Consider the following 13,332-nt stretch of genomic DNA (forward strand, 5'->3'; position numbering starts at 1 on the left):
TCCGCACACTGACGCCCGCACCGGTTATCCGGCGCTGGATCGCCCATGAACAGTTTCGTCAAACCCGATAGCGAGCCGGCGGTGGGCTTCGGTCCGTTCGCCTTCTACCGGCAGCAGCGGCTGGTCACCCGTGATGGCCAGCCCCTCGCGCTGGGCGGCCGTGCCCTGGACGTCCTGCAGGTGCTGGTGGAGCACGCCGGCCACTACGTCAGCACGCAAACACTCATCGCCCACGTCTGGCCTGACAGCATCGTGGAGGCCATCAACCTGCGGGTGCACATCGCGGCGCTGCGGCGGGCCTTCGGTGATGGGCGGGGCGGCGCTCGCTACATCCTCAATCATCCTCGGCAAGGTTATTGCCTTGCAGTGCCGCTGATGGTGCAAGAGCGCGTTGAGTCGCCTGTCAGTCCCCAAGCCGAGCGGCACAATCTGCCCGCACGCTTGAGCCCGGTGGTGGGTCGCGACAAAGTCCTGGGGCGGTTGCTGGCGCAAGTGCCCCGTCAAGCCGTGACCACCGTGACCGGCCCCGGTGGGGTCGGCAAGACCACCGTGTTGTTGCGGGTGGCGGAGCTGCTGCTCGAACACTTTGAACACGGTGCCTGGTTCGTTGACCTGGCGACCGTCAGCGATGCCTCACAAGTGGCGGCGCATGTGGCCGGCGTGCTGGGCGTGGAGCAGGGCGCTTTGGCCCGCCGCCTCGAACACTCTCGGATGTTGCTGGTGCTCGACGGTTGCGAGCACCTGCTTGAGGCCTGTCGGGAACTGGTCCAGGCAGTGGCTGCGGCGGCGCCCGGGGTGTCGCTGCTGCTCAGCAGTCGTGAGCCCTTGGACTTGCCGGATGAAAGGATTGTGTCACTGCCGGGCCTGGCTGTGGCGTCGCCCCTGGAACCTGCGCACCAGATCGAGGCATGCCCGGCGGTGCAGTTGCTGATCGAGCGGGTTGGCGCCCGGCAGCAGGGCTTCACACCGGGCGGTCGCGACTGGCCGACGCTTGCCCGGATCTGCCAGCGTCTGGACGGATTGCCGCTGGCGTTGGAACTGGCGGCGGCCCAGGTCGATGCCTTGGGAGTGGCTGGGGTCCTGGAACAACTGGATCACGGTTTATCACTCTTGAGCCACGGGCGGCGTACGGCGGTGGCCCGGCACCGCAGCCTGGACGCGGTGCTGGACTCGAGTTTCGAGCGTCTGAGCGCCGACGAACAAACCGCATTCCAGCGCCTGGCGGTGTTCGAGGGGCCGTTTACGCTCAAGGCGGCGCTGGCCGTAATCAGTTGCGCTGAACTGAGTATCGGGCAATTACCTTGGCTGCTGTCGCGGCTGGTGAGCGTGTCACTGCTGATGGTCGAGCCGCTTGCCGAAGGGGGGCGCTTCCATCTGCTCCATACCACTCGCGCCTATGCCATGGACAAACTGCGGCGCAGTGGTCAGTGGCCTGTGTTTCATCGGCGTTACGTGCTGCAAGGTGCTTGGGGCGCCCGGCGTTCAAGGCCCCAACCGTCAAGCCAGCGCCTGGAGCAGCGCGCCGGCTTCCAATAGGTCGGGGGTCTCGAAACCCTCGGTAAAGCGTCGATAGACAGGCCCGAGCAGAGCCTGCGCGGCATGCACTTGCCCTTGGCGCTGCCACAGACGAGCCAGGGACGTGGCGCTGCGCAGTTCCCAGGCCAGGGCCTGGTGACGACGGGCGATGCCCAGGGCAGCCAGCAGTTGCGCTTCGGCGGCTTCCTCTAGGGAGGGGTCGTTCCGGGCCAGCAAGGTCTCGGCAGCGGCCCGCAGGATCTGCGCCGAACACCAGTGCGCGGCACCACTGCGGGCCCGTTCGATTTGCGCCGGGCTGACGAAGTCGCTGCGCAGGGTGACGGCGATGTCCTGGATCAACCCGTCTGGCGGGCGCGTTGTCAGGGGCTGGTCATCGAATGCGCGCTCGTAATGGCACGCCCAGTCATGGAACAGCATCATCGAATGTTTCTTGGCCTGCTGCTTCAGCAACTCGAGCCTTTCCCGGGCGCTCGGATAATCGCCGTTGTAGTGGGCGATCACGCAACCGGCCAGCGCCAGGGTATAGCAGATCGAAATACCGTGGTTGATCTGCACGGCGATCTGCAACGCCAGGTCGGCGGTGCGCCGAGCTTTCTCGGCGAAACCTTGCAGCCAGAGGATGCGCGCCAGAATCGTCAGCGCGGCTACGCTTTGATCGTATTGCACGCCGAAGCCGTGGGTGAAACGGCTGCGGTGACCACTCTGGGCCAGGCGCTGGATCACCTGCTCGGCTTCGCGCCGCGCCGCGCCCTGGTCGCCGGTGAAATGCAGCGCCAGCACCCGCAGGCGTTGAGCGCTCAAGGACAGGATCGGATCACCCTGCAAGCCCAACCGGTCGAAATCCAGGCTGTGTGCCAGGGCCTGGTGGTAGTTGCCGCAACTGAGGTCGACGGTCATTTGCCCCGACACGGCCCGCAGCTCGCCGGCCAGGTCCTGGCATTGCCGGGCCAGTTGCCGGGCCGTGGCAAAGGCGCGGACGGTGGCCGGCGTGCCACCCTCGGTGTGGTAGCTGAAACTGGCGTGGGCCAGTTCCAGGGCCAGGGTCAGGCGAGGACAGGGCGCGGGGCTGGCTCGCAACAATTGCAGCGCTTTGTTGACGTAGAGACCGTGTTCCTTGAGCAGCGACAACTCCTGCCAGAGGGGCAGGGTACGGGCGGTCAGGCGGATCGCGACGGCGTGTGAACCCTGTGGGCCCAAGCCGCGGTCGAGTGCCGCGCGGATGTCGTCGCGATAGTCGGCGTAGCGGGCGATCCACAGTCGGGTAGGGGTGTTTTCCCAATCGTTTTCCGCTTGCCCCATGAGCGCCAGGCAGCGCTCGGCGTGGCGTTCCTGGCTGGCCGCCAATTCCCCGGCTTCGGCCAGTTTTTCCAAGGCATAGCGGCGGGTGGTGTCCAGCAGGCGATAGCGCACCTCCTCATCGCCGATCTCGACATTGAGCAACGATTTGGCGACCAACTGGCTGACCGACACCAGCACCTGCTCGGGCGCGACGTGCTGGCCGACGATCACCGCGGCGGCCGAGGCCAGGTTGAAACTGCCCATGAACACCGCCAGCCGCCGCAGGCAGGTCTGCTCGCAGGCCGTGAGTAACTTGAAGCTCCAGTCCAGCGTGGCGCGCAGGGTCTGCTGGCGTGGTGCGGCGTCGGTGTCGTTGTGAAGCAGGGCGACGCTGTCTTGCAGTTGTCGGTGAAGCGCCTCCAGGGTGAATCGGCCGATTTGCGCGGCAGCCAGCTCGATGGCCAGGGGAATGCCGTCCAGCCGCTGGCAGATGTCGACCACCAACGGCACCTCGCGGTCGGTCAGTTCGAAGTCGTCACGGCTGGCCAGCGCGCGTTCGGCAAACAGTTGCAGCGCCGGGTATTCCAGCGCGGGGTAGCCCTCGATGGGCATTTCCCGGGGCGGGAATGCCAGGGCGTCCAGGCGCTGCACGTGTTCACCTTCGGCGCGCAGGCCTTCGCGGCTGGTGGCCAGGATGTGCAGGTGGGGGGCGCCGCGCAGCAGGGTTTCGCTGAGCTGGGCGATGGCGTCGATCAGGTGCTCGCAGTTGTCGATCACCAGCAGCAGATGCCGCTCCCTGAGCTGCCGGGCGATGGCGTCCAGCGGATCACCGTCCTGCGATGGCAGGTCGAGCAACGCGCACAGGTTGGGAGCGATCATGGCCGCGTCGTTGAGCGATGCCAGGTCCAGCAGATGCGTGCCGTCACGGTACTGGCCGATCAGCCGTTCGGCGACCCGCAGGGCAACGGTGGTCTTGCCGATGCCGCCGGTCCCGACCAGGGTAATGAAGCGTTTTCGCGGTAGCTGGGCCACCAGGTTTTCCACCAGGGCCTGGCGTCCGATCAGGCGCGTGCGTTGCAGCGGCAGGTTGCGCGTCAAAGATGGATGAGGAATATGCGCCCATTGGTCGAACGGCTCGAATGACAGCGGCGCGACAAAACTGTAGCCGCGCTGCGCCACGGTGACGATGTAGCGCTGCCCGGCCTGGCCATCGCCGAGGGCCTTGCGCAGCGCCGCGACGTGCACGCGCAGGTTGGTGTCTTCCACCACGCTCCTGGGCCAGACCCGGGCGATCAGTTGCTGCTTGCTCACCACCTCGCCAGCGTGCTCGAGCAGCACCAGCAGAATCTCCACGGCCCGCCGTCCCAGGCGCAACGGTTGCCCACCCTCGAGCACCAGGCGTTGGCGAGGATGGACCCGGTAAGGGCCGAAATGCACCGTCTGTTCGACGGGCAGGCTGAGGTATTGGCTCATGTTGCTCTCAATGTTCTGGTCCCGGTGCCTGGGCTTTACCCGAGCATATTCCTCAGGTTTGGCTTCAAGCGCAACGGCGCAGGCTCTACTCCCTGCCTTCCAGCCGCCGGACCCTGTGGCGAGGGAGCTTGCTCCCGCTGGGCCGCGCAGCGGCCCCAAAGGCCCCATTCCTAATCACTCTGGCACACCGAGGTGACAGTCCTGGGGCTGCTGCGCAGCCCAGCGGGAGCAAGCTCCCTCGCCACGGAAGCGGGCTTTTAACACGCCGGTCCCGAAAAAATTAACAACGTTTAACTCACGCAGGTGCCCTCCATGGCCGGACCATAAAGCGATCCACCCACCTCAAGGAGTCATGTCATGAGCACCTTCATCACCCGCGACGGCACCGAGATTTACTACAAGGATTGGGGCAGTGGTCAACCGGTGGTCTTCAGCCACGGCTGGCCGTTGAACTCGGACAGTTGGGAGGCGCAGATGATGTTCCTGGCGTCCAATGGCTACCGGGTGATCGCCCATGACCGCCGTGGGCACGGGCGCTCCAGCCAGCCTTGGGACGGCAACGACATGGACACCTACGCCGATGACCTGGCCGAACTGATCGAGCGCCTGGATTTGAAGGACGCGGTGTTGCTCGGCTTCTCCACCGGCGGTGGCGAAGTTGCGCGCTACATCGGCCGTCATGGCGCCGCCCGTGTCGCCAAGCTTGGCCTGATCTCGGCGGTGACGCCGCTGATGCTCAAGACCCCGGCCAACCCCGGCGGCCTGCCTGTGGAAGTGTTCGACGGTTTCCGCCAGGCCTCGCTGGCCGACCGTTCTCAGCTATACAAAGATGTGGCCAGCGCGTTTTTCGGTGCCAACCGTCCGGGCGCCAAAGTCTCCCAAGGCATGATCGACTGGTTCTGGATGCAGGGCATGCTCGCCGGCCACAAGAACACCTATGACTGCATCAAGGCGTTCTCGGAGACCGATCTTTCCGAAGACCTGCGCAACATCGACGTGCCGACCCTGGTGGTCCATGGCGATGACGATCAGGTGGTCCCCATCGAAACGGCCGGCATCGCCGCCGCCAAGTTGCTCAAGAACTCGCAGCTGCTGATCTACCCCGGCGCGCCCCACGGCCTGACCGACACTCACAAGGACCGCCTGAACGCGGACCTGCTGGCGTTCATCCAGGGTTGACGCAAGCACGCTAAGACCTGTGGGAGCGAGCCTGCTCGCGAAGGCGGTGGCTCATTCGACATAAGTGCCTGCTGGCCCAACGCTTTCGCGAGCAGACTCGCTCCCACAGTTAAAACAGGACCTCACTTCAATGAACCGCAACGATCTACGCCGTCTCGACATGAACCTGCTGGTGATCTTCGAGGCGCTGATGTTCGAGAAAAACCTGACCCGCGTTGCCGAAAAGCTGTTCATGGGTCAGCCAGCGGTGAGCGCGGCGCTGGGGCGGCTGCGGGATCTGTTCGATGATCCGTTGCTGATCCGCCACGGTCGCGGCATGGAGCCGACGCCGCGGGCCCTGGCGATCCTGCAAGAGCTGCAACCGGCCATGGACACCATTTCTGGCGCGGTCAGCCGCGCCAAGGCGTTCGATCCGTCCACCAGTTGCGACGTGTTTCGCATCGGTCTGTCCGACGATGCCGAATTCGGCCTGTTTCCACCGTTGCTGAGCCAACTGCGCGAAGAAGCGCCGGGGATCATCGTGGTGGTGCGCCGGGCCAATTTCCTGCTGATGTCGTCGCTGCTGGCCAGCGGTGAAATCAGCGTCGGTGTCAGCTACACCACCGATCTGCCGGCCAATGCCAAGCGCAAGAAACTGCGGGACATCCCTTGCAAGGTCTTGCGTGGCGACAAGCGCCCGGGGCCCTTGACCCTGGACGAGTACTGCTCGCGGCCCCACGCCATGGTCTCGTTTTCGGGCGACCTGAGCGGCAACATCGACCTGGACCTGGCCCGCATCGGCCGCCGCCGCAAAGTGGTGCTGGCGGTGCCGCAGTTCAGCGGTCTGCGGGCCTTGCTGGCCGGCACCGAGCTGATCGCCACCGTGCCCGACTATGCCGCCTGCGCGCTGGTGGAAGGCTGCGCGCTGCGCGCCGAGGACCCGCCGTTCGAGATCAATGCCGCTGAACTGTCGATGGTCTGGAGCGGCGTGCATGACAACGACCCGGCCGAGCGCTGGCTGCGTTCACGCATTGCCAGCCACATGTCCCAACCGCTGCCAGCGGCGGCCTCGGTCGCCGCGGATGGAGCCCACCGATGAACATGACTGATGAACGCCCGCTGCAGGATCTGGGCTTGTTGTTCCTGCGCCTGAGCGGCGGACTGTTTTTGCTGTGGGTCCATGGGCTGCCGAAGCTGTTGCACTACAGCGTCGAGCTGACCCGCATCGAGGACCCGTTTCACCTTGGCGCGGCGCCGACGCTGATCCTGGCGATTTTCGCCGAGGTGCTGTGTCCGTTGCTGATCATGGCCGGTGTGCTGGTGCGCCTGGCGTGCTTGCCGATCCTGTTTCTGCTGGCCGTGGCGCTGTTGGTGGTGCACCCGCAGTGGAGCCTGGAAGAAGGCCAGTTCGGCTGGCTGCTGCTGATCGTATTTACCAGTGTGTTGATCGCCGGGCCGGGACGCCTGGCAATCAATACGCGTTTTGTTGGAGTGCTTCGCCATGTCTGAGTCTCAAACCGTGGAATCCACCGCGAGCCCGGCCAAACCCGGCTTCGATGAAATCGTGACCCTGGTGGTCAAGCACCGGATCAAGGCCGGCCAGGACGCGGCGTATGAGGCCTGGTTGCGCCGCATCGTGCGCGTGGCCGGTCAATGGCCAGGGCACCTGGGGGTGGATGTGGTAAGGGGCAAGCAGGACGGGCTGGCGCTGTTCACTTGTGTGCTGCGTTTCTGTTCCACCGAAGCCATGCAACGCTGGCTGGACTCGCCCGAGCGCCGCGAACTGGTGGAGGAGGCCATGCCGTTGCTGGCCGACGGTGACCAGACCGAAGTCGGGGCGCACAAGGAGTTCTGGTTCACCCCGCTGGCCGATGCGGCCACACCGCCGCCGCGCTGGAAGCAGGCCGTGGTGACGCTGCTGGTGATCCTGCCGCACACCTTGCTGGTGCCGCTGATCTGGGGGCCTTTACTGCAACTCAATAGCTTTCTTTCCAACTACGTGGTGGCCACGTTCCTGATCACCCTGACCATCGTGCTCTCGGTGGTGTACGTGTGCATGCCGCTGGCGACCCGTCTGTTCGCGCCGTGGCTTGAGGACTCGAAAGCTCACGAGCACCTGGAGCCCTAGGCAGCGCCGAACTTTTGTGACTAGCACTGTTGTGGCGAGGGAGCTTGCTCCCGCTGGACGCGTAGCGTCCGCTCTTTTTGGGGCCGCTTCGCAGCCCAGCGGGAGCAAGCTCCCTCGCCACGGATTTGTCCGCACATCCATTGTTGAAGGAAAAACCGATGAACGCCGATCTGATTCTGTTCAATGGCCAGTTCCATACCGTCGACCGTGAAAAACCCCGCGCCAGCGCGGTTGCCATCAGCCAGGGGCGCTTCGTCGCGGTCGGCACCGACGCCGAGGCCATGGCCCTGCGCGGCAGCGCTACCCAAGTCATCGACCTCAAGGGCCGCACCGTCATTCCCGGGCTCAACGACTCACACTTGCACCTGATCCGCGGCGGCCTGAACTACAACCTGGAGCTGCGCTGGGAGGGCGTACCGTCCCTGGCCGACGCCTTGCGCATGCTCAAGGACCAGGCCGACCGCACGCCGACACCGCAATGGGTACGCGTGGTGGGCGGCTGGAACGAATTCCAGTTCGCCGAAAAGCGCATGCCGACCCTGGAAGAACTCAATCAGGCCGCTCCCGACACGCCAGTGTTCGTGTTGCACCTGTATGACCGCGCCTTGCTCAACCGCGCTGCGCTGCGGGTGGCCGGCTACACCCGCGACACGCCGAACCCGCCGGGTGGCGAGATCGTGCGTGACAGCAAGGGTGAACCCACCGGCATGCTGGTGGCGCGGCCCAACGCGATGATCCTTTACTCGACCTTGGCCAAGGGGCCGAAGCTGCCGTTGGAGTACCAGGTCAACTCCACGCGCCAGTTCATGCGTGAACTCAATCGCCTGGGCCTGACCAGCGCCATCGACGCCGGTGGTGGTTTCCAGAACTACCCGGACGACTACGCGGTGATCGAGCAGTTGGCCCGCGAGCAGCAGTTGACGGTGCGCATCGCCTACAACCTGTTCACCCAGAAGCCCAAGGAAGAACTCAGCGACTTCAAGAACTGGACCAGCAGCGTCACGTTGCACCAGGGCGATGACTTCCTGCGGCACAACGGCGCCGGGGAAATGCTGGTGTTCTCGGCGGCGGATTTCGAGGACTTCCTCGAGCCGCGCCCGGACCTGCCGCCGGGCATGGAGCAAGACCTGGAGCCGGTGGTCCGGCACTTGGTGGAGCAGCGCTGGCCGTTCCGCCTGCACGCCACCTATGACGAATCCATCAGCCGCATGCTCGATGTGTTCGAAAAAGTGAACCGCGACATTCCGTTCAACGGCCTGCCCTGGTTCTTCGACCACGCCGAGACCATCACGCCGAAGAACATCGAGCGTGTGCGAGCGCTGGGCGGTGGCATCGCGATCCAGGATCGCATGGCCTTCCAGGGTGAATACTTCGTCGACCGCTACGGCGCCAAGGCCGCCGAAGCCACGCCGCCGATCAAGCGCATGCTCGCCGAAGGCGTGCCGGTGGGCGCCGGCACCGACGCCACCCGCGTCTCCAGCTACAACCCGTGGACCTCGTTGTACTGGATGGTCAGCGGGCGCACGGTCGGTGGCCTTTCGTTGCACGAAGAGGGCCTGCCGCGCCTGACCGCGTTGGAGCTGTTCACCCACGGTAGCGCTTGGTTCTCATCGGAGCAGGGCAAGAAAGGCCAGATCAAGGTTGGCCAACTGGCGGACCTGGCGGCCCTCAGCGCGGACTTCTTCAGCGTCGAGGAAGAAGCCATCAAGTGGATCGAGTCGGTGCTGACCGTGGTCGACGGCAAGGTGGTGTACGCCGCCGGCGACTTCGAAAAACTCGGGCCGGCCAGCGTCCCGGTGCTGCCCGACTGGTCGCCGGTGGTCAAGGTCCCAGGGCACTGGCGCCCGACGTCGCCATTGCAGGCCCAGGTCCACCAATGCAGCGGTCCGTGCACGGTGCATTCCCACAGCCATGAACGGGCGCGGTTGTCGAACGTCCCGGTCAGCGATTTCCAAGGCTTCTGGGGCGCGTTTGGCTGTTCCTGCTTTGCCTTCTAACTGAGTACAAACATCTATCCCCTGTGGGAGCGAGCTTGCTCGCAAAGACGTCGGCACACCCGACATCGCCGCAAGCTGACACCCCGCTATCGCGAGCAAGCTCGCTCCCACAAGGTTTTGTAACACCCATCCCAAAGGAGTCATCCCATGAGCAACGTTCCCGCCTACAACCGTCTGAACAAAGACGACGCGGTCGTCCTGCTGGTCGATCACCAGACCGGCCTGATTTCCCTGGTCCAGGATTTCTCGCCCAACGAGTTCAAGAACAACGTGCTGGCCTTGGCCGACTTGGCGAAGTTCTTCGAATTGCCGACCATCCTGACCACCAGCTTCGAACAAGGCCCCAACGGCCCGATCGTGCCGGAGCTCAAGGAAATGTTCCCGGATGCGCCGTACATCCCGCGTCCAGGCCAGATCAATGCCTGGGACAACGAAGATTTCGTCAAGGCGATCAAGGCCACGGGCCGCAAGCAATTGATCATCGCTGGCGTGGTCACCGATGTCTGCGTGGCGTTCCCGACCTTGTCGGCGCTGGCTGAAGGTTTTGACGTGTTCGTGGTGACCGACGCCTCGGGGACGTTCAACGAAACCGTGCAACAGGCCGCCTGGGTACGCATGACCGCTGCCGGCGCGCAGATGATGAACTGGTTCTCGGTGGCCTGTGAGCTGCACCGCGACTGGCGCAACGACATCGAAGGCCTGGGCAACCTGCTGTCCCAGCGCATTCCAAACTACCGCAACCTGATGAACAGCTACTCGGCGCTGACGGCCAAGTAAGCGGGGTCATGCTGAACGACGCCCGCCTTGTGCGGGTGTTTTTGTGTCTGGCGTTAACACCTCTCAAGCAGTGCCACCGCTATCGCGAGCAAGCTTTGCTCCCACAGGTTTTCCCACAGATCCACTGTGGGAGCAAAGCTTGCTCGCGATGACGGTGGCACATTCAACAGCTAGTCAATCTGACTTACCAAGACCACAATGCCCAGCCAATCCCCATGACTGTCCACCCCAGGAATGACAATGAACCCCTTCGAAGAAATGCGCATCTTTGCCCAGGTCATGGAGTCGGGCAGTTTCACCGCAGCAGCGGAAAAACTGGGGCTGTCCAAGCAGTTCGTCAGCCGCAAGCTGATGGAACTGGAACAACGCCTGGGCGTGCGCCTGCTCAATCGCTCGACCCGGCGGCTGGACGTCACGCCCCTGGGCCAGCGCTATTACGAAGCGGCGCTGCGCCTGCTCAATGAAGTCGAACAGGTGGAGCAGGGCATCAGCGGCCAGACCAGCGAGCCCCGCGGCACCATTCGCCTCAGCGCACCGCTGTCCTTCGCCGTGGCGCACCTGGGCAGCCTGCTGCCGCTGTTTCTGCAGCGCTATCCGGGCGTCAGCGTCGAGGTGGACCTGAGCGACCGCTCGGTGGATCTGTTGGGGGAGGGCTATGACCTGGCGCTGCGCATCGGCGTGCTGGAGGATTCGACGCTGATTGCCCGGCGCATCGCGACCATCGAGCGGGTGTACTGCGCCAGCCCCGCCTACCTGGCGCAAAAAGGCACGCCCGCGCGGCCCGAAGACCTGCGCAATCACGACTGCTTGCCCTATGGTCACAGTCGTCAAGTGCAGTGGCGTTTCGTGGGCGCCGGCAAACCGTTGACCCTGGAGGTCACGGGACGCATGCGCGCCAATAACGGCGATTTGCTCAGGGACGCAGCCATCGCCGGCATGGGCATCACCTATCTGCCCGCTTTCATCCTCGGCGATGCCTTGAAGGATGGGCGGCTGATCAAGGTCCTGGAAGGCTTCGAAACCGAACCGCTGGCGCTGTCGGCGGTGTATCCCCAGCATCGGCAAAGTGCGCGCCCGGTGCAGGCGTTGGTGGAATTCTTGCGTGAACAAATGCAATAAAGCGCCGCAACGCATTCAGCCGTCACATGACGGCTGAAGCATCCACGGCGCTTTGATCAGGCGGCGAGATTAGCGCTGCTCAGTTCTTTTTTATACTGCGCTTTCATGGTTTCCATGTCTGCACCCAAGGCATCGAGCTTTGCCTTGCCCAGCAGTTTTTTCGCCTGGGGGAACATTTCCTTTTCTTCTTCCTCGATGTGGTGCTCAAGCAGTTCCTTGACCACTTTCACCCGGCCAGCGAATTCCGGCTGGGTCGGATCAGTGGTTTTCAGGTCTGGCAGCACCAGCGAGTCGACGGTACGGTGTTCTTCCTTGGCCTCGTAATACATTTCGGCCTCGTCCTTGCCACCGGCCTGCTTGAAAGCCGGATAAAGAATTTCTTCTTCCAGGCGGGTGTGGATGGAAATTTCCATTTCCAGTTTCGCCAACAGGTCGGTGCGTTTTTTCACGGCGCGTTCGGTCGACTCGCTCAGTTGAGTCAGGATGGCTTTGACGCGTTCGTGGTCGGCTTTCAACAGATCGATGGCATTCATGGGTAGCTCCTCGGCAATACACGGATGCGGACGGGCTTGGAAACGCCTGCGCCGCGTAAGAGCTCAATTGCATCAGTTGTGCCAGTCGACGATCGATTTAAAACACTTTAAAAACAATGAGTTGAAACGCTAATAATTTCCGGCGTCGTGCAAGCTGCATGAGCGGGGGGCAAAACGCGTTGCACTTTGCGCTGGTGGCTAGGCGTTTTCGATCCGTTGCCGGACCCGGCTGGCGATTGCCAGGCAGGACGTCAGCCCGGGCGACTCGATCCCGAGCAGGTTGATCAACCCTGGCACCTGGTGTTCGGCATCGCCGCTGATGACAAAGTCGCGGGCCGCTTTGCCGGGGGCGGAGATCTTCGGGCGGATGCCGCTGTAGGCCGGTTGCAGGCTCTGGTCCGGCAGGCCCGGCCAATAATTGCGGATCGCCGGGTAAAACGCTTCGGCCCGGGCCGGGTCGACTCGGTAGTCCTCGCACTCGACCCATTCGGTGTCCGGGCCGAAACGCGCCTGGCCGGCCAGGTCCAGCGTCATGTGGATGCCCAGGCCGGCGGCTTCCGGGGCGGGGTAGACCAAGTGCCGGAACGGTGCTCGCCCGGCAAGGCTGAAGTAGTTGCCCTTGCACAAAAAGTCCTCGGGCACCGATTGCATCTCCAGGCCTTCGATGCGGCGGGCGAGGGCCGGTGCCTGGAGGCCGGCGGCGTTGATCAGCAGGCGACAGGACAAGGTCATCTGCGCCGTGCCGCCCAATTCCAGCATGAACCCCCCAGTGATGACGCGAGCGCCCAGCAAAGGCGTGTGGAAGGCAATGTTCGCCCCGGCCGCTTCGGCGTCACCGAGCAAGGCCAGCATCAGAGCGTGGGAATCGACGATACCGGTGGAAGGTGAATACAGCGCGGCGACACAGGCCAGGGCCGGTTCCAATGCCAACGCCTGTTGTTGATCGAGCAGGCGCAGGTCATCCACGCCGTTCATCAAGCCCCGCTCAAGCAATGTTTCGAGTCCGGCCACCTGCGCTTGATCCGTGGCAACGATCAACTTGCCGAGCCGGCGGGTGGCGACGCCGTGGCTTTCACAAAAGGTGTACAACCGGTGTCGACCTTCGACGCACAACTGCGCCTTGAGACTGCCTGGCGGATAATAGATGCCCGCATGGATGACTTCGGAGTTGCGCGAGCTGATGCCCATGCCGATGGCTTCGGCGGCTTCGATCACCAGCACTTCATGACCGGCCTGAGCCATTTCCCGTGCCACGGCAAGGCCGACGACCCCCGCGCCCACGACGACGCATTCGATATCGACGCTCAACGTTGTTCCTCCTTCAGGGCTTGCA

Annotated in this window: 11 protein-coding genes; 8 read left to right on the top strand and 3 right to left on the bottom strand. The window is 64.0% G+C overall.

The annotated features are described in order from the left end of the window. Positions 1–45: 45 nt before the first annotated feature. Positions 46–1,536 carry an ATP-binding protein gene (locus LQ215_RS05740; RefSeq protein ID WP_230147849.1) on the top strand — a complete coding sequence of 497 codons (1,491 nt, stop codon included), beginning with the start codon at positions 46–48 and terminating at the stop codon, positions 1,534–1,536. Here LQ215_RS05740 and LQ215_RS05745 read toward each other — a convergent pair. Next, positions 1,498–4,287: an ATP-binding protein gene (locus LQ215_RS05745; RefSeq protein ID WP_230147850.1), complete on the bottom strand. Its 2,790-nt coding sequence runs from the start codon at positions 4,285–4,287 to the stop codon at positions 1,498–1,500. The genes LQ215_RS05740 and LQ215_RS05745 overlap by 39 nt on opposite strands. A 357-nt stretch (positions 4,288–4,644) precedes the next feature. On the opposite strand from LQ215_RS05745, the gene LQ215_RS05750 reads away from it, so the two are divergent. From LQ215_RS05750 to LQ215_RS05780, 7 genes are all read left to right on the top strand, one after another. After that, on the top strand, positions 4,645–5,466 hold the full coding sequence (locus tag LQ215_RS05750) for an alpha/beta fold hydrolase (RefSeq protein ID WP_003203408.1): 822 nt from the start codon (positions 4,645–4,647) through the stop codon (positions 5,464–5,466). Positions 5,467–5,596: 130 nt separating this feature from the next. After that, positions 5,597–6,544: a LysR family transcriptional regulator gene (locus tag LQ215_RS05755; RefSeq protein WP_230147851.1), complete on the top strand. Its 948-nt coding sequence runs from the start codon at positions 5,597–5,599 to the stop codon at positions 6,542–6,544. Then, positions 6,541–6,954 (top strand): DoxX family protein, encoded by a 414-nt coding sequence (locus LQ215_RS05760; protein WP_230147853.1) that lies wholly within the window; start codon positions 6,541–6,543, stop codon positions 6,952–6,954. Before LQ215_RS05755 ends, LQ215_RS05760 begins: the two co-directional genes overlap by 4 nt. Then, positions 6,947–7,573 carry an antibiotic biosynthesis monooxygenase gene (locus LQ215_RS05765; protein ID WP_230147855.1) on the top strand — a complete coding sequence of 209 codons (627 nt, stop codon included), beginning with the start codon at positions 6,947–6,949 and terminating at the stop codon, positions 7,571–7,573. The genes LQ215_RS05760 and LQ215_RS05765 overlap by 8 nt, the downstream gene beginning before the upstream one ends. Positions 7,574–7,731: 158 nt before the next feature. After that, positions 7,732–9,570, top strand: a complete 1,839-nt coding sequence (locus LQ215_RS05770; RefSeq protein ID WP_230147864.1) for an amidohydrolase — start codon at positions 7,732–7,734, stop codon at positions 9,568–9,570. A gap of 147 nt (positions 9,571–9,717) precedes the next feature. After that, positions 9,718–10,347, top strand: coding sequence for an isochorismate family cysteine hydrolase YcaC (gene ycaC, locus LQ215_RS05775; protein WP_014337664.1), 630 nt, complete (start codon positions 9,718–9,720; stop codon positions 10,345–10,347). Between the two features lie 240 nt (positions 10,348–10,587). Continuing rightward, positions 10,588–11,466 (top strand): LysR family transcriptional regulator, encoded by an 879-nt coding sequence (locus LQ215_RS05780; protein ID WP_230147866.1) that lies wholly within the window; start codon positions 10,588–10,590, stop codon positions 11,464–11,466. Positions 11,467–11,522: 56 nt separating this feature from the next. Here LQ215_RS05780 and LQ215_RS05785 read toward each other — a convergent pair whose 3' ends face one another. Together LQ215_RS05785 and LQ215_RS05790 are read right to left on the bottom strand one after the other, a co-directional pair. After that, positions 11,523–11,999, bottom strand: coding sequence for a hemerythrin domain-containing protein (locus tag LQ215_RS05785; protein ID WP_230147868.1), 477 nt, complete (start codon positions 11,997–11,999; stop codon positions 11,523–11,525). A 198-nt stretch (positions 12,000–12,197) separates the two neighbouring features. Next, positions 12,198–13,307 (bottom strand): NAD(P)/FAD-dependent oxidoreductase, encoded by a 1,110-nt coding sequence (locus LQ215_RS05790; protein WP_230147870.1) that lies wholly within the window; start codon positions 13,305–13,307, stop codon positions 12,198–12,200. Positions 13,308–13,332: the final 25 nt, after the last annotated feature.

It is taken from the genome of Pseudomonas brassicacearum (assembly GCF_918698105.1).
Taxonomy (GTDB): Bacteria; Pseudomonadota; Gammaproteobacteria; order Pseudomonadales; family Pseudomonadaceae; genus Aquipseudomonas; species Aquipseudomonas brassicacearum_F.

Bases quoted from the DNA above. Each gene is read 5' to 3' on its own strand.
- LQ215_RS05740 (WP_230147849.1), top strand. From the start codon at position 46: ATGAACAGTTTCGTCAAACCCGATAGCGAGCCGGCGGTGGGCTTCGGT.
- LQ215_RS05745 (WP_230147850.1), bottom strand. From the start codon at position 4,287: ATGAGCCAATACCTCAGCCTGCCCGTCGAACAGACGGTGCATTTCGGC.
- LQ215_RS05750 (WP_003203408.1), top strand. From the start codon at position 4,645: ATGAGCACCTTCATCACCCGCGACGGCACCGAGATTTACTACAAGGAT.
- LQ215_RS05755 (WP_230147851.1), top strand. From the start codon at position 5,597: ATGAACCGCAACGATCTACGCCGTCTCGACATGAACCTGCTGGTGATC.
- LQ215_RS05760 (WP_230147853.1), top strand. From the start codon at position 6,541: ATGAACATGACTGATGAACGCCCGCTGCAGGATCTGGGCTTGTTGTTC.
- LQ215_RS05765 (WP_230147855.1), top strand. From the start codon at position 6,947: ATGTCTGAGTCTCAAACCGTGGAATCCACCGCGAGCCCGGCCAAACCC.
- LQ215_RS05770 (WP_230147864.1), top strand. From the start codon at position 7,732: ATGAACGCCGATCTGATTCTGTTCAATGGCCAGTTCCATACCGTCGAC.
- ycaC (WP_014337664.1), top strand. From the start codon at position 9,718: ATGAGCAACGTTCCCGCCTACAACCGTCTGAACAAAGACGACGCGGTC.
- LQ215_RS05780 (WP_230147866.1), top strand. From the start codon at position 10,588: ATGAACCCCTTCGAAGAAATGCGCATCTTTGCCCAGGTCATGGAGTCG.
- LQ215_RS05785 (WP_230147868.1), bottom strand. From the start codon at position 11,999: ATGAATGCCATCGATCTGTTGAAAGCCGACCACGAACGCGTCAAAGCC.